Raw genomic sequence first — 15025 nt, 5'->3', positions numbered from 1 at the left:
TGTAGACTACTTATACGAAATGCAATCTCTGATGAATCGTTAGCCAATACTGATATGGTTGATGCTAAGAAAATAATAGTTCTACTCACACCGTGTTGGTTAAACCTAATCTGAGGGTATCAGCGAGCCGAGTCGACTTGTGACAGAATAAAGAAAATAAGGAATGTAAGTAAAAGCACTTAAACTTATTTAATAGCTATTTAATTATGTTTGCTCCGTAGTAGAGCAGTAAACACTAGGTAACAAAATAGGTCGTTGTACTAATGCAAAGAGTTCATCGTGAAATGAGCGTATTGCTTGTTCATCACAGCTTTGCCATGTGAGAGCTTCGCCAACCACACCGTGATGCTGGAATGCATTGAGCCGAATTTGAACTTGAGATGGCAATGAGCGCAGATAGTCAGCAAGCGCATCAATTTCACTATCTAGATCACTTTCGTTTGGGATAAACAGCAAGCGCACTTCATATAACTTGCCGACTTGCGATAGATAGTTGATGGATTGTATGACACGATGATTGTCTCTTCCGACAAGCCACTGGTGGGTTTCGTTTTGCCATGCTTTTAAGTCGATCATCACCCCATCTAAATAAGGTGTTACTTTTTCCCAACCTTGGCGCGAAAGTGAGCCATTACTATCAATAAAGCAGCTAAGGTGACAAAGTTCTTTATCTTGTTTTATCGCTTTAAATAGCGCGGTAATAATGGGTAATTGTAATGTTGCCTCACCACCAGAGACGGTTATTCCACTTAAAAAGAAGCGATATTTTCGCACCAAATCTAATAATTGCGCCACACGGTAGTGGTGAATTTTAGGGTTTGATTGATGGGAACAGATCTCAATACAGCGATCACAATGAATGCATTGCTGTTCTTGCCATTCTACTTGCTGGTGGGAGTTGATGGTTAACGCGCCACTTGGACACACCGATACACAATTACCGCAATGATTACAGTGGTTGATGGTGTGTGGGTTATGGCAAGAAAGGCAGCTAAAATTACAGCCTTGTAAAAAAATCACCAGCCTATTTCCCGGTCCGTCAACGCAAGAAAAAGTCAGCACACGGCTGACTTTAGCCGTTAGCTTTTGCACCTTTTTCATCATTGTACTGATGGAGAGTATGGTGTGGTTTCTAAGCTAATGACTCGTGCTCTTCGGTTGAGAATGTTGGTGTTTTTCGCCGCTTCAGCCCCAAGAAAAGTGGTATTGGTTCGCGAACCATGTTGTTCAAACTGTGCGATTTCCGACAACTTAACCATATAACCCGTTACCCGAATGAGATCATTAGAAGCCACGTTGGCGGTAAATTCACGATAGCCAGCATGTAAGGCTCCTTTGCATAAGTTAAACATTGCTTCAGGGTTCGATTTTACCGTTTCATCCAAAGTTAAAATATCACTGATGCCGGATGCATAATGGGTGTGATGCCTTGCGGTTGCTTGCACGTAACTGATCGGATCTGGTTCTGATCCATAAGGGATACGAACCCCTGGTGTTACGTCTAAATCAAGGCTAATACCTCCTTGTGCATGCAATAACGCACGACTATTAAGGCCATATTTGACTGGAGAGTTCTGTACGATCTCCGCTAATTTTTCAGAAATTCTATATCCTAATTGGTTTGCGGTTTCGTCCTGGCCATAACGGCCTTCACGCTGTTCTTGGTCTTGTAACAGATTAACGGCTTCTGCCATGCCATAGATCCCAAACATGGGGGCGAAGCGAGATTCTTCAATTAGGCCTTCACGGGTTAAGAAGCCGTTAAAGAAGTTAGAGTGTTGGTGCAAAAACGTGCTACGAGCATCAATTAATTCAATCATCAGCTTGCTGTAGTGTGGTAGAACGCGATGTAAGAAATCATCGCTGCTGCTGGCTTCCTGCGCTGCTTGTTTCAGGTTCATCCGCACGAGCGTATTAGAACCGCCACCTAAAGGCAGTGAGTTATAACAACTGACGATCCCAAAGCGATTTCCACCGTAGGTTTTGGCATGCATGGGGTAGTTGGCAATATGGGGTTTACCACATTGACAAATATTGGCGGTGGCTTGCCGTAAAAGATCATCAGGTGTCACGCTTGGGTCATACATCAATGTTAGATTCGGCGCGATCTGTTTCAGTTCGCCATCAATACGTAAAATAAGGCGGCAAATAATATTATCACTCGGACCGATATTGGCGTGCATAAAGGCATCAGGCAGAGTGCGATCAAGCATGATCCAGAACAGTTTTAGTTTGTTGTAGAGCGCCTGTTCACTTAACTCACCAACATAAGGAAGCAGTATGTCATCTAATTGGCCGAGATAAACCGGTATTGAAGTTACCGATGGTACGTGATGATACAAAATCGTCAGCATGTTGATGGCTTCATCAAAATTTCGTGCTGGCGTGAGCTCTAAGTGCTTTGACCCTTGTTGAAGAAATTTAGCGTAATCAGGCAGTACATAACGGGGTTTAAAAGGAGCATGGCCTTCAAACATGTCACACAAAATACCTTGATCCATTGCCTGTGTCACCACCGGTGATACCGTTATATAAGGTAAATTTGCCTCAGCTTCGAGAGCAAGAAAGTGCGATTTTTGCTTCGCAGAAAGAGTCGTATCGGTAACGATATCGTAGCAACGTTGTTGGTGTTGGTCTAACGGTTGGCTCATGAATTAAACCCTCATAAAAAGAGGGTTTAATGTTAATGCGGGTCGATACTTTTCACTATTGAAAATTGATAAACAAGTTATTTCCTAAATGGAAAAGAAAAACGCCTCTCAGATAACTTGAAATGGCGCTTTTATAGTGCTCTTACTTGTGCTGAGTGCTATGCGTATTGCGCTTCAATCTGTTCAGATTTTTGGTACGCAGGGTGCGTGGCTAGTTGCTTTAGGTAAGCGGCAATATTTGGGTAGAGTTCAATACTACCGCTGTTTGCTAGAATTTCAGCAATGAAAGACATCATAAAATCTGCGCCAGTCAGTTGATCGGCAACTAAGTAACGTTTACCAACCAAACATTGGTCAAAGTAACTCATGACTTTGGCGGTTTCATTATCCGCGTAGCCACCAAGGAAGTTGGTTTGACAGCCATCTTTAGCGACAAACATCTTTAGCAGTAGCGGTAATATGGCTGAACTCTCTGCGAAATGGAGCCATTGTTGATATTGAACGTATTCAACACTGCCGCGTTTAGGTGCAAACTGCTGACCATATTTCTCTATTAAGTAATCCGTGATGGCGCCAGATTCAGTAACCACTAAGCCACTGTCTTCAATCACGGGTGATTTGCCTAGTGGGTGGACGCTTTTTAGCTCCGGTGGTGCCAGAAAAGTCACGCTATCACGTTGATACGGAACCACTTGATACTCAACCCCCAGCTCTTCGAGTAACCAGATAATACGCTTAGAGCGAGATTTATTAAGGTGGTGAAGTTTGATCATCATACTGTCCTTATTAAAGAGGTTGGTTTACTTGGATAACCAGTTTGCCAAAGTTTTTTCCTTCCAATAGGCCAATAAAGGCTTGTGGTGCGTTTTCTAAACCGTCGACCAGTTGCTCGCGGTATTTTACTTTTCCTTCGCTTAACCATTGAGTCATATCGGCTGCAAATTCGTTGTAGCGATGGCCGTAGTCATCAAAAATAATGAAGCCTTGCATACGGATTCGTTTGGTAAGCAATGTGCCCATTAACATCGATAGACGATCAGGCCCTTCAGGTAGCGAGGTGGCATTATATTGTGAAATTAAGCCACAAAGAGGCACGCGCGCTGCGGTGTTGAGTAGCGGTAAAACGGCATCAAAAACTTTGCCACCTACATTTTCGTAGTAAACATCAATTCCTTGGTTACAAGCTTCAGCTAACTGCTCGGCAAAATTGTCAGCTTTGTGGTCGAGACAGTGATCAAAGCCTAATACTTCTGTAGCGTAACGACATTTTTCTTCACCGCCGGCAATGCCCACCACATGACAGCCTTTAATTTTTGCAATTTGACCAACCGTAGCGCCCACTGGTCCCGTTGCTGCCGCAACTACCACTGTTTCACCGGCTTTCGGTTGACCAATGTCTAGCAAACCCATATAAGCGGTAAAGCCGGGCATACCCATAATGCCTAGGGCATAAGAAGGTTGTGTTGGATTACTGCCTAGTTTAAGCAACCCTTGGCCATTGGATAACGCGTAATCTTGCCAGCCAGTGTATGCTAGCACCCACTCACCTTGTTCAAATTGTGGGTGGTTTGATACTTCAACTTGGCACACCGTACCACCGACCATTACATCATCGATCGCGACTGGATCTGCGTATGACTTTGCTGCACTCATGCGACCGCGCATGTATGGGTCAAGTGATAGATAAATGCTACGCAGTAAGACTTCACCCTCTGCTGGGGTTGGTTTTACGGCGTTTTCTAAGCGAAAGTCATTAGCGGTTGGTGCGCCGACGGGGCGAGAGGCAAGTACAATACGGCGGTTGGTTTGTGCTGTCATTGGAGTGTCCTTATTTTATGGAATTAGACCAGTCGTCTAGTGTTTGTTTCAAAAAATCCCGCCTGTTTATCGGCGGGTTAATGTAGTTATAGCGACGCTATTGAGCCGTTAATATCTGTTTGGTGGTAGTCAGTGTTTGCTGTAACCCAGTTTGGTTTTGACTGAGTTTGCTCATTAACCCCGCCCCCAACCACAAATGATAGAGCATGTGTGCGGTGTTAGTGCTGTCTTGTTTGGCAATCGAACCATCTTCTATACCTTGAGCAATACAACAAGCAAGAGTAGATATAATTGTATTGGCCCCCGCCAGCAGTGCTTCACGCATGGGGTCTGATAAGTCAGACACCTCAGCGCCAAGTTTCACCACTAAGCATTTATGAGCATTACACGTTTCATTTTCCACTTCTAGCCAGCGTTGAAAATAGCGCATCGCACGCTCAAAGCCAGTCCCATCACTTTGCAATAGTAATGCTTCAATACGAGATAAGTAGTGTTGAAAATACTCTTGGATTAACGCCTCACCAAATTGTTCTTTAGATTTAAAATAATGATAAAAAGAGCCTTTTGGCACATCAGCGGTTTTGAGTAGTTCAGACAAGCCAACAGCAGTAAAGCCTTTCGATACCACTAACTGGTATCCGACTTGTAGAATGTGTTGGCGAGTATCATTGGTTTTCGTTTTCATGCTGTGCACTATAAATAAAAATAGACCAGTCGTCTATGATTTTATTCCGTTGCTACACCACAGTTAGATCGAGATGGATATATCTACCGAGTGGGTTTTATGCTTAGTGAGATGATTTTAGATTAGTTTAGAAATCAGCACTCATTGTAAAGGTCATACGTTGCTTGGTATAAGGGTGGTCAAAACTGAGCCGTTCAGCGTGAAGGTGCAATCGCTCGGCTTTTGTTCCATACAGATCATCGCCAACAATTGGCATATCAAGTCCTAGTGTGTGCGCGCAATGCACACGCAATTGGTGGGTTCGCCCTGTTTTAGGGTAAAGATAGACTTTACTGCGTCCCTCTTTTTGTTCGATGAGTTGCCAATGAGTATCGGCAGCTTTACCATGTTCAAAACAGACTAATTGGCGTGGTCTATCATCAAGATCACCACGTAATGGTAATTGAATATCACCTTCAGAATGAGAAAGCTCTCCTTCTAAAAGAGCAACGTAACGTTTTTCAACACTGCGAGTAATAAACTGCTTTTGAAGATTCTTATTCGCTCGTCGAGTGAGCGCAAAAACTAAAAGACCAGAAGTTGACATATCTAAACGGTGAATAACAAATGGACCTTCAGTATCGGTAAATTGTTGCTGTAAACGGTAATACACGGAGTCTTGGATATTAACACCAGGTACGGATAAAAATTCTGCCGGCTTATTAACCACAACAATGGCTTCATCTTGGTAGACGATCTCAATCTCTTTACCTTCTGCAGGGTTGGCGAGTAAAGGATTATCATCTAACTGTATACCTTCAAGCATATGCGCCAGAATAGGTTGGCACTTACTTTGACATGCAGGGTAGAATTTTTTGTGTTGGCGGATTTCGGACTTAGGTGACGCTCCCCACCAAAACTCGGCCATCGCAATTGGGGTCAATCCATTTTTAAATGCATAATGCAGTAGTTTTGGGGCTGCGCACTCACCAGCCCCTGCTGGTGGCATCGGGTTTGCTGTCGCACGGAATATCTCATCAAGTGACTTTTCTTCCCCTTTTATATTAAGGAATTTGTATTGAGCAAACAGCTGTTGCTGCAAAGTATTTGAAAGTTGCTTACGCTGCTCTTTTAATGTCTCAATGATTTTCTTATATTCTGTGAGTTGCTTACTGATAGTGGCGATACGCGTATCCCACTCTTCCTTTAACCTCTTAAAGTGGTTTTTCTCGGCAATACTCTGCTTGGCAAGAGAATCCAACATTTCATTTTTTGTGGTTGAGCTTGATATTGGCTCGATAGCTAGACGTTGTGACTTGCGATTTTTACGTCCTTCAATCATCAACTGGCGATATGCTTCTATTTCTTTATCTGCTTGTAGTTGAGTTTGTCTCAACTGTTGCTGCAACTTGCAATATTGCTCATCGCTTTCCAACTGATCTATTTGCTGATTGATTTGGTTAATAGGTGCAGTGCCTGCGAGGAAGAAACCATCATTTGTCAACATATCAAAAACGGGTGGAACAAAGTGTGGTAATACATTTTTGTCGGCCAGTTTACCTGAAAATGCAGATAGAAAACCAAGCTCTCCGATGGTGTTTTGAACCACAAGTACGCCAAACATTTTCCCCCCCACACTTAAGTCGTTTGTCTGAACACTTACTTTTTTTGAACTAAAGTCATGCTGCCAATATGCTTGAATCAATAAATGCTCTTGTAGTTGCTGTGCAGCCAACTGACACAAAGGGTCTGGTTCATAACATAAAGGAAAAGTAAAGCGTTCTGGCAGAGAATATCCCTCAATAGAGGTATTGAAGCTCGTGAAATGGGGAGGTGTTGTTGGCATCGTCTCTGGCTCAGGCATGTAGGAACAAAGGAAACGAAGGATTGTACCTTTTTAACGAAGGAATACTAGCTAGGAGTTTATTTAGAGAATGGAGTGCTATTAATAATGTTTTCCTTATTGTGATACACGGTTTTCAGGCTTAAAGCTCACTCTTATAACTATTGGGTTGCAGAGAATAGTAGGTATTAAATGACAACATTGTCTGTAAGAATATTCTCATCATTGTTCAAGTGAATAGCAAGCTTAGGAGGTAGGTTGTATCCTAGGTTTCAGATAAAAAGTGAAAAACAAAGAGTTAAGCATAAAAAATGATGTGAGATATGTTAGGAGGGTTGTTAATTAATATAATTTTTATTATTTATAAATCAGTTTAAAAAAAGTGCTCGATTACCTTACAAAAATGGGGAAAAATCCATATTAATATAAAAAATGGTAATTGAAGTAGGCGATATTATTTTATTAGTAGATGCTGTGTGGTATTGTTTGGCTAGTGATCATTGCATTGCAGTTTACTTATTTTATGGCGCGTGAATGAGCATGATGAGAAATATATTAATCGGGGAAGATGTTTATTTTGATACACTGAAGAGAGAAATAGTAACAGCCGAAGAGAGTGTTATTCTAGGAGGAAGAGAGGCCGCTATACTACATATGCTGTGTCTTTCCCCTAACCAAATCGTGGAAAAAGAAGAAATAAATAATACCGTATGGAAAGGTATTATTGTTGGTGAAACATCTCTAACAAAAGCTATCTCAAACTTGAGAAAGTCATTAAAATCAGTCCCTGGCGTTAAATGTGAGATACAAACGGTCCCAAAAACTGGCTATATGCTTATTGTTGATGATGTTGATAAATTCAATAGCTCACCAATGACTTTACCTGAAGCTAGCGCTAACTTAACTTCATCACCAGAAATAAAAAATACCCCAATTAGGAAGAAGAGGTTTTATGAAAAACTTTTCTCAAGGTAGTATTTTGTTTGTTTTTTCGCTAGTGATTACATTAATACAGGTAATTTACTTTCTGTATGTGAATATTTAGATAATATACAAAAACAGTAATGAATTTTCAAAAAAAATCTGATGAAAAACTACCGCTAACTTATTAGAGTGTTAGTAGCTATCAATACATAGTGTAAGTTAATATTTTTGTTACCTGCTGGGGTTGAGCTTTTTTAGGCTTACATTGTATAACGAGTAATGAACTACAGGCGTATACCTATTCAAAAGAGTCATGAATTCATGGCTCTTTTGGGTTTTAATTGTCATCGATATGGTGTTTAAGATAATGGATTTATTTGCTATTCAAGGTGTTCAGGCTGTAAGGCCATCAGTTTTAGAAGATACATTTAACAATATTGGTGAAGGTTTTCAAGAAATTTTAGAAACCATGAATCATATTAATACTAGCGGGCAGGCAATGAGGGTCCAAGATACTCTAGCTTTACAGCAAGCTGTTTTTCACTACAGTTTATACCAAGAAACAGTGACTAAAATAGCATCAAAATCTGCTAATGCAATCAACGAAGTTATGAAGGCTCAATAATGAAAAAAGTAATGTTAATTATTATATTACTTTTGTCTGGGTGTGGTAGCGAGAATGATAAAATAATTGCAGATTTTGATTCTGCTGATATCGCTAATAAGGTCGTCGTTTTATTAGCTAAGTATGGTGTCCAATCAAAATTAAAAAGCCAAAAGGAGCAGTTTTTCATTTCAGTTGACCAAGATAATGAATTACAAGCAAGAGAGTTACTTATAGGCTTTAATTTCTATTTCCAAGCACAGGATCTTAATGATTTACTTGAATCAAAATTTGCCAGTTTAAGTAAGTTGGAGACGGTAAAAAGTAATTTACTTGAAAGTCGAGAGATTTATAACAAGATTAGTATAATCCCAAATGTACTTAGGGCTAATGTTATTGTTACAGGTGAGAAAAATAAGCGAGTATCGGTGTTGATTATTAGTCTTTTAAATATAGAGGAAGAAAATAAAAACAACATTGAGAAATTTCTAAGAGGGGTTGTAAATGAAAATGACACATTAACGATTAGTTACTTCGTTCAAAGTGATTTATATGGAAAGGTATAAATACTATCATCAAAAGTTTTTGCACTATGGTTTGACGAAATTTTATATAAACCAAGAACAATTTCAAGTTCTCACTTCTCTTGACGATGAAGATCTAGAGTATTGCTTATCCTTAAAGATAAGTAAGTTACGTGCAATGATCCACATGATGGGGACCATTGTTAAATATCAAGAAAGTAAAAAAGATATTACTAATCCATCTTGGTTAATATATCGTGATGTATTGACACAAGAATTATCTCTTCTATCAGACGTTTTTGGTCTTTATGATATTCCATTGAATGCTGAAATTGATGAACTTGGGCTGAGTTTACTTTCGGCAGTAAATCGTCGTCAAGCTGTACTGTGTTCACTACGCTTAAAGAAAAGCATGCCAGATATAGAGCTGAAGGTTAAAAGTCCTGAAAGGTTACGGTTTTTTATTAAGCATATAATTACAAAAAATTGTAGTACAACGTAGAGGTTGATTTAGTATGAAGGGTCCCATTGTTGAATCCAGTTTAGAAAACGATAATTTTTTTGATCTACTTAACATCAATTCTGTTGAAAAAGAAATATCACGCATTAAGAGTTCGGGAAATATAACAATTAATCAATTAAAATCCATGTTTAATATGGGTGTTGAATTATATAATAATTTTCAATTTAAAGAAGCTGAAATGATATTTTCATCGTATAGCGTATTAAATCCATATGACCACCGAGGTCCTGGTTGCTTAGCGGCAATTTGTTTAGAGCAGGGAAAGTTTAGTCGCGCTTTAGAATATCTGAATATCGTTAAGACTTATCCAAGTAACGATTTTGATGAGACGGCTGTTAACATTTCTCTTTGCCACTACAAATTGAAAGAGTACATACAAGCTAGTGCGATACTACTTGTCGTAAAAAAGGACGTATTAAATGAATTTTATAAAAATCGCTATGAGTATTTGCAACAACAACTCAAGCCTTATCTCTCTTGAGCCTTGAGGACAAAAAATGGCCATTAATCTATCTTCTATAGTTAATCGTACCGCCTTATTTAAGAATGAGGAAAGTAACTCAGAGCTTGATAACCGAGCCTTAATTGAACAATTAGATCGTGATATCAATATCGCAGATGACGAGCTGAATTTTATGCAACCGAATAATATTCAGACATTAGCTGGGGTAACTTTGCACCAAAGAGAGATTGCCTTAAAGATGGCGGCTAATGTCGGCTCAGAAGCTCGTGTTGCATATATGCTAGCAGAGAGTATGGAAGCTTACTCGCAACAGTTAATTGCTATAAGCGAAAGCACAGCAGGGGGACTCGCTGGATTTACAGATGCAATGAAAAAGATGTTTGAAAGCATCTTCGGTGACGGTTCCGTCGATGGGACAGAACTTGAAGATGCATTCCAACTTGCTCTTATGGATGTGATTATGCATCCTGAGGATTACAATCTAACGTCTCAGCAAATAAAAGATATTCAACATTTTCTAGAAGCGACAGGCTCTGGTTCCCACGGTGTTCATGAAGGGTATAACGGAGACCGGTTTGCCAATTTAGTATCAAATCTTTTCAATACCATCCAAAATCAAGCACCAGAAGGGAGCTTAGCGAAGCAGATCCTTGATGAGCTCAGTCAACAGTACAATTGCCCTCAAGCACTGCAAGAGCAGTTTGCAAATAATTGGGGCACGATTGATGATTGGCAAGATGATTGGCGATCAGGACAGGATTTATCACCACTAATGAGAATGGTTATTCTATCTAGTTTACTCAGTGGGGATGAATTATCTGCAGAAGAATATCAGTTGATAATTTCAGGTGATCTTCAAGATATTAATGAATTAATTAATCGGTTACATCCGTCAATCAATAATATTGTTGATTATATAAATCAGGAGGTTGATGGCTGGAATATACATATTGGTAATGACCCAAATCAAGGCTTTGGTATGAATTATCATTCATCAGAGGGAGTGACAAACGATTATTTCAACACATTATCGGAAAATCTTCCTTCTCGACCTCTTACTGAAGAAGAAGTAAAAGAGATCAACCGCATTAGTGACCAAGTAAAAATGATCCAACAAACATTAAAGTATTGGTTACAAGTTGTACGTGATGAGCAGTTATCGGTGGCCAGAAATATTTAATCCAAAGGTACGGCATGGCCAAGAACGTACCACTCGTATCTACGAGATGCAGGTGTGCTTAGTCAGCATACTTATTCTTGGCAAATAATAAAAAAGAAGGGGAAAACATGAATCCATTCATGATCAATATCTCTGCTGCCACCTACAACAATGAGGTGGAAGAAGAGAACAGAAATGCTCAACAAATCGAAGCAGCACGTTCACAAAGGGAAGTTCCGAATCAACCATTACCAAGCAGCTCTATATCGCTCAGCATGTTGTGGCGAATGATTCAAGAGGAAATGAAAAGAGTGGCAAATGCTGTTTCGGGGACTGGCGTTGAAAACTCTGAGGCTAAAAGGTCGCTGATCGAGCTACAAAAGCAATCACAGAACGATATGCTTCAGGAACGATTAGAACAGTTAGAAAAGCAAAAGAAAGCGGAAAAAAAGAAAAATATCTGGGGAAAAATTGGCATGGCATTGGGGTTTGTTGCCGCTATTGTAATGGCTCCATTTAACCCTGTTATGGCTGGAATCATGATAGGCGTTATGATTGCCAGCATTGTTGTGCCGAAAATAGCCGATAAAATCATGATAGCTGCCGGTGTCCCTGAAGATACTCGTATGTGGGTAAATATAGGGCTAGAGCTAGCGATTGCTTTTATTGGTATTGTGTTAAGTTTTAACCCAGGTAATTTTGCTGCGGCAGTAGGCAAGACTGCGGCGAGCGCTGCAGCAAAAGCAGCGCAATTAGCGGATAAAGCGGCGGATATGGTCAATTCGATTAAATCATTTGTGAGCATCTCGACCAAAGTTCAAAGCGTTGTCAACAAAATGATTAAAATGATTCAGCCGCTACTCGATAAAATTAAAGAATTCGCTAAAGGTGGACAGTTAGTTGCAGCTCAAATTGGTCGAGCAACCTCAGTTTCTTCAGAGATCGCTTCTGTTGTTACTACTGGCTATTCGATTAAATCAGCGGCTATAACAAGCAACTTGGAAAAAGCGAAAGCGAATCAAGAAGAACTCGAAACACGAATCGAACAAATTCTACTTATGTTAGATCAAGCGCTACGTGTTATTAATCACGCTTTTGAGTCGCTCGCAAAAGTGAACAATGATCAGCGAGACTTTAATCGCGATATTATGCACATTCATATGTAAATCACAAAGGTGACACAATGGATATAACAAATTCTCTATCACAGACATCTGCATTAACTGTTATTGGATCAGAACAATTGGTGCAAGACAATATTAATCTTCATCTTAAGTCGCTAGAAAAAAATCAGAAACAGCTTATAAAAGCAGAAAAAGATGGCATTTCAATGAACGATTTGTTGAAGTTATTGACGGAAATTCTTCAGACGTCTTATGTTATCCACGCTGAAGTATCTCAATCACGAATTCAAGCTGCGATGGTAACCACGGAAATTGCGAGTATTCTTGCCGCAGATAAGCGCCATGCCTCGACAGTTCAATTCTCTGTTCAGGTTGTAGCAGCAGGATTCGCTATGGCTACCAACACATTTAGTGCCTATCATACAGCCAAAGGCACAACTGTGAAAGATAAGCACCTCCAAGATCTCGCCAATTCCAAAGGTGGCAAAGTGAGTGATCTTACCCCGCAAGAAATTAACGACCACACCGCTAATCTTGAGCGGGGGGCGACTGGAAAATATGGAGGATTTGCACAATTTGGTAATGCGGTTAAGGACGCGACGCGAGATGGGATGGAAATATATCATGCCCATCACCTTGAGGATCAGGAAGTAGGTCAAGCAACATTGAAACATAAGGAAAAGTTAGATGCTCTAGAAGATCTGATTTTTCAGCATTTTGCTACGGTGATTGCCAAGTTAAACGAGCTTCTACATGATATAGCACAAGCAAGTTTAGCAACTAACCGCTGATTATTAAGGAGAAGAGCGGTATTGACCGCTCTATTTAATCTTATGCGTTCAGTTTCCTTTTCAACGCCATTGCGAACCGAGCGAGTCTCTGATTTAACCGCGACGAAAAATGTACGAGAGGAAAACCAGCCAAAACGAGTTCGGGATGTAAAGCAAAGTGAAAAACGTTCTAAAAAACATCCGAGGTTGTTTAGAATCAGGCGAAAGCCAATGACTTTTCAGCAACAAAAACAGTTTGTTAAGCAGTTGAACAGCTATCAACTTAAAGCAATGCGCGATTGGTTTGGTTTTGCGGATAAGTTGGATATTAATTCACTGAATGATGCACAATTGTGGATTTTACAAGCCGCAAATCAGTGTCAGCACCTTTATCCTGCTTTTCTAAGGCGGAAAATAAAGGGTAACTTATCGTTGTTAGATGATTTGGATGCCCCCATGGAAGATGCCAATAGCCAGATTGTGCAGCAGCTAGTGGCTTATGAGCACTACCTAGATGGACTGTTATCAATATTGGTTTTGTGTCGCCGTTATGACGGTTTAAGCCGGAAGGAAAGTCGTAAATGAAACGAAACTCTTCTCTTATTACTCATTGCCATTTGCAAGGAAAAGAATTTGACCCTTATCAAATGTTCAAAAGTAAATGTCAGCGTTTAAGCTGGAGTTCGGTGGCTGAAAGTGAAGTGTTTATTGATAAGCAAGCGGTGATTGAATGGTTTGCAACATGGAGTGATTACTCTGACCAAACTCTGAAATCAGTATTGGTAGACGGTATTTTAGACAGCCAATTTAATAATATTACATTCATCCTAACCCTGATTCAGGAGGGGGATTTTGCCACTATGACATCAAAACAAGCCTACCAAATACTGTATGAATTTGTCATTAATACTCCCAAAGGCATACAGGAATGGATTGACGAAATAGATTTCAAAATGAGCTGTGATGTTTTGGCGTTGTTATCTAAAAATCGATAAATAAGTGATGGAATAACTGATGATTTCCTTTTTACCACGTAACTATATTTCTATTGATGATTTTAACATATTAAATTCTGTGGCAGGCTATCACTTTGATAATGATAATCTTCAAATTGATTTTAGACAATTATTTAACTCATCAGAATATAAAGAAGATCTTGTTTTTCTCAAACTCGACCATATAGGCATTGAGGCTTATTTTTATGTCTCGGAGAGCGAGATTCGGCGTTTTCTAGGTGTGGAGATAAAATACCTTGATGCTGACTATGTAGCTCATATAGTCACTCGGAATTGCGCTAATTATGGCGTGCATTATATTCATTTTATCCCTTGGGAACTAAGTCGAAAACTACCTACTTTAGTCTCTGCGTATTTAATTTTAGGAGAATGGCAAGTGAAGGTATTGGTTGAGGTTAATAGTTTAGAATTAGATAAAAACTATCTCTTTTCTGAGAAAAACAGACTATCTAAGGATCTTAAGTTAGTTACGGCTCATTCTCCATTTGAAACTTATTTGGATAGCCATGAACTATCGGTACTTTGCGCAGATGATGTGGTTTTAGTCTATCCAAAATAATTGGTGTTTTTAAATCTAATGATAAAAATCATATATTTAAGAAAAGTTATTTTTAACGAAAGTGTGATCAAGATCATCAAGCTATTATGTCGCACAAAATAGATGAAGTAGAACAGTTTTTATTGAATCTTGAACATAATGAACAACGAATTTTGTCATTATGTCCAGATCACCTGCTTTTACCTACTTTACCTTTTTTTCAATTGGTGCATGTTATTAATATTGAAGAGGTGATTAAACAACTTGCAACAATAGAAATTATTACTGGTGGTCAATTTATTCGTGTGGATGGGTACCTAACTTTGGCGATTGAGGAGCAACTTTATCAGTCAGAGGAATTGCGTTATTTGACATTCCAGTTATTTGAAATAATGAGGTTCTAA

The 15025-nt window shown here is 39.5% G+C and carries 18 protein-coding genes; 12 read left to right on the top strand and 6 right to left on the bottom strand.

What is annotated here, in order from left to right:
* Nucleotides 1-204 precede the first annotated feature (204 nt).
* The 6 genes from MCT08_RS18265 to MCT08_RS18240 form a co-directional block, all read right to left on the bottom strand.
* On the bottom strand, nt 205-1104 hold the full coding sequence (locus tag MCT08_RS18265) for a YjjW family glycine radical enzyme activase (protein WP_274679050.1): 900 nt from the start codon (nt 1102-1104) through the stop codon (nt 205-207).
* Nucleotides 1101-2651 (bottom strand): YjjI family glycine radical enzyme, encoded by a 1551-nt coding sequence (locus tag MCT08_RS18260; RefSeq protein WP_274679049.1) that lies wholly within the window; start codon nt 2649-2651, stop codon nt 1101-1103. Before MCT08_RS18260 ends, MCT08_RS18265 begins: the two co-directional genes overlap by 4 nt.
* A 158-nt stretch (nt 2652-2809) precedes the next feature.
* Nucleotides 2810-3424 (bottom strand): glutathione S-transferase family protein, encoded by a 615-nt coding sequence (locus MCT08_RS18255; protein WP_053309002.1) that lies wholly within the window; start codon nt 3422-3424, stop codon nt 2810-2812.
* 13 nt (nt 3425-3437) lie between these two features.
* Nucleotides 3438-4469 carry an NADP-dependent oxidoreductase gene (locus MCT08_RS18250; RefSeq protein WP_261916060.1) on the bottom strand — a complete coding sequence of 344 codons (1032 nt, stop codon included), beginning with the start codon at nt 4467-4469 and terminating at the stop codon, nt 3438-3440.
* A gap of 97 nt (nt 4470-4566) precedes the next feature.
* On the bottom strand, nt 4567-5154 hold the full coding sequence (locus tag MCT08_RS18245) for a TetR/AcrR family transcriptional regulator (RefSeq protein ID WP_168524293.1): 588 nt from the start codon (nt 5152-5154) through the stop codon (nt 4567-4569).
* 127 nt (nt 5155-5281) lie between these two features.
* A complete protein-coding gene (locus MCT08_RS18240) occupies nt 5282-6979 on the bottom strand; it encodes an RluA family pseudouridine synthase (protein ID WP_274675436.1) in 1698 nt (565 codons plus the stop codon).
* A gap of 531 nt (nt 6980-7510) precedes the next feature.
* Here MCT08_RS18240 and MCT08_RS18235 point away from each other — a divergent pair.
* From MCT08_RS18235 to MCT08_RS18180, 12 genes are all read left to right on the top strand, one after another.
* Entirely contained in the window at nt 7511-7951 is a 441-nt protein-coding gene (locus tag MCT08_RS18235; RefSeq protein WP_274679047.1) for a winged helix-turn-helix domain-containing protein, read from the top strand.
* Nucleotides 7952-8267: 316 nt separating this feature from the next.
* Complete coding sequence (locus MCT08_RS18230; protein ID WP_168524869.1) at nt 8268-8525, top strand: EscI/YscI/HrpB family type III secretion system inner rod protein; 258 nt, start codon at nt 8268-8270, stop codon at nt 8523-8525.
* A complete protein-coding gene (locus MCT08_RS18225) occupies nt 8525-9070 on the top strand; it encodes a type III secretion protein (protein ID WP_168524291.1) in 546 nt (181 codons plus the stop codon). The genes MCT08_RS18230 and MCT08_RS18225 overlap by 1 nt, the downstream gene beginning before the upstream one ends.
* Nucleotides 9057-9530 carry a hypothetical protein gene (locus MCT08_RS18220; RefSeq protein WP_168524290.1) on the top strand — a complete coding sequence of 158 codons (474 nt, stop codon included), beginning with the start codon at nt 9057-9059 and terminating at the stop codon, nt 9528-9530. The genes MCT08_RS18225 and MCT08_RS18220 overlap by 14 nt, the downstream gene beginning before the upstream one ends.
* 13 nt (nt 9531-9543) lie before the next feature.
* Nucleotides 9544-10032: a tetratricopeptide repeat protein gene (locus MCT08_RS18215; RefSeq protein WP_168524289.1), complete on the top strand. Its 489-nt coding sequence runs from the start codon at nt 9544-9546 to the stop codon at nt 10030-10032.
* A gap of 16 nt (nt 10033-10048) precedes the next feature.
* Entirely contained in the window at nt 10049-11194 is a 1146-nt protein-coding gene (locus tag MCT08_RS18210; protein WP_171375525.1) for a hypothetical protein, read from the top strand.
* Nucleotides 11195-11301: 107 nt separating this feature from the next.
* Nucleotides 11302-12339, top strand: coding sequence for a type III secretion system translocon subunit SctE (locus MCT08_RS18205; protein WP_168524287.1), 1038 nt, complete (start codon nt 11302-11304; stop codon nt 12337-12339).
* A gap of 17 nt (nt 12340-12356) precedes the next feature.
* Nucleotides 12357-13088, top strand: a complete 732-nt coding sequence (locus tag MCT08_RS18200; protein ID WP_274675575.1) for a hypothetical protein — start codon at nt 12357-12359, stop codon at nt 13086-13088.
* Nucleotides 13089-13130: 42 nt separating this feature from the next.
* Nucleotides 13131-13652: a hypothetical protein gene (locus tag MCT08_RS18195; protein ID WP_274679089.1), complete on the top strand. Its 522-nt coding sequence runs from the start codon at nt 13131-13133 to the stop codon at nt 13650-13652.
* Nucleotides 13649-14062, top strand: a complete 414-nt coding sequence (locus MCT08_RS18190; RefSeq protein WP_168524285.1) for a hypothetical protein — start codon at nt 13649-13651, stop codon at nt 14060-14062. The genes MCT08_RS18195 and MCT08_RS18190 overlap by 4 nt, the downstream gene beginning before the upstream one ends.
* Before the next feature lie 19 nt (nt 14063-14081).
* Entirely contained in the window at nt 14082-14642 is a 561-nt protein-coding gene (locus MCT08_RS18185) for a hypothetical protein (RefSeq protein WP_168524284.1), read from the top strand.
* 86 nt (nt 14643-14728) lie between these two features.
* On the top strand, nt 14729-15025 hold the full coding sequence (locus tag MCT08_RS18180) for a hypothetical protein (protein ID WP_274675573.1): 297 nt from the start codon (nt 14729-14731) through the stop codon (nt 15023-15025).

Origin of the sequence: Vibrio aestuarianus, assembly GCF_028858425.1 — a bacterium.
GTDB classification, from domain to species: Bacteria; Pseudomonadota; Gammaproteobacteria; order Enterobacterales; family Vibrionaceae; genus Vibrio; species Vibrio aestuarianus.
Note: the sequence above shows the minus strand (reverse complement) of the source record. Positions and strands in the feature narration are given on the sequence as shown.

Excerpts from the sequence above, each read along its gene's own strand:
- MCT08_RS18225 (WP_168524291.1), top strand. The coding sequence starts at position 8,525 with ATGAAAAAAGTAATGTTAATTATTATATTACTTTTGTCTGGGTGTGGT.
- MCT08_RS18265 (WP_274679050.1), bottom strand. The coding sequence starts at position 1,104 with ATGATGAAAAAGGTGCAAAAGCTAACGGCTAAAGTCAGCCGTGTGCTG.
- MCT08_RS18200 (WP_274675575.1), top strand. The coding sequence starts at position 12,357 with ATGGATATAACAAATTCTCTATCACAGACATCTGCATTAACTGTTATT.
- MCT08_RS18260 (WP_274679049.1), bottom strand. The coding sequence starts at position 2,651 with ATGAGCCAACCGTTAGACCAACACCAACAACGTTGCTACGATATCGTT.
- MCT08_RS18205 (WP_168524287.1), top strand. The coding sequence starts at position 11,302 with ATGAATCCATTCATGATCAATATCTCTGCTGCCACCTACAACAATGAG.
- MCT08_RS18185 (WP_168524284.1), top strand. The coding sequence starts at position 14,082 with ATGATTTCCTTTTTACCACGTAACTATATTTCTATTGATGATTTTAAC.
- MCT08_RS18215 (WP_168524289.1), top strand. The coding sequence starts at position 9,544 with ATGAAGGGTCCCATTGTTGAATCCAGTTTAGAAAACGATAATTTTTTT.
- MCT08_RS18180 (WP_274675573.1), top strand. The coding sequence starts at position 14,729 with ATGTCGCACAAAATAGATGAAGTAGAACAGTTTTTATTGAATCTTGAA.
- MCT08_RS18255 (WP_053309002.1), bottom strand. The coding sequence starts at position 3,424 with ATGATCAAACTTCACCACCTTAATAAATCTCGCTCTAAGCGTATTATC.
- MCT08_RS18220 (WP_168524290.1), top strand. The coding sequence starts at position 9,057 with ATGGAAAGGTATAAATACTATCATCAAAAGTTTTTGCACTATGGTTTG.
- MCT08_RS18245 (WP_168524293.1), bottom strand. The coding sequence starts at position 5,154 with ATGAAAACGAAAACCAATGATACTCGCCAACACATTCTACAAGTCGGA.
- MCT08_RS18240 (WP_274675436.1), bottom strand. The coding sequence starts at position 6,979 with ATGCCAACAACACCTCCCCATTTCACGAGCTTCAATACCTCTATTGAG.
- MCT08_RS18235 (WP_274679047.1), top strand. The coding sequence starts at position 7,511 with ATGAGCATGATGAGAAATATATTAATCGGGGAAGATGTTTATTTTGAT.
- MCT08_RS18190 (WP_168524285.1), top strand. The coding sequence starts at position 13,649 with ATGAAACGAAACTCTTCTCTTATTACTCATTGCCATTTGCAAGGAAAA.
- MCT08_RS18210 (WP_171375525.1), top strand. The coding sequence starts at position 10,049 with ATGGCCATTAATCTATCTTCTATAGTTAATCGTACCGCCTTATTTAAG.
- MCT08_RS18230 (WP_168524869.1), top strand. The coding sequence starts at position 8,268 with ATGGATTTATTTGCTATTCAAGGTGTTCAGGCTGTAAGGCCATCAGTT.
- MCT08_RS18195 (WP_274679089.1), top strand. The coding sequence starts at position 13,131 with ATGCGTTCAGTTTCCTTTTCAACGCCATTGCGAACCGAGCGAGTCTCT.
- MCT08_RS18250 (WP_261916060.1), bottom strand. The coding sequence starts at position 4,469 with ATGACAGCACAAACCAACCGCCGTATTGTACTTGCCTCTCGCCCCGTC.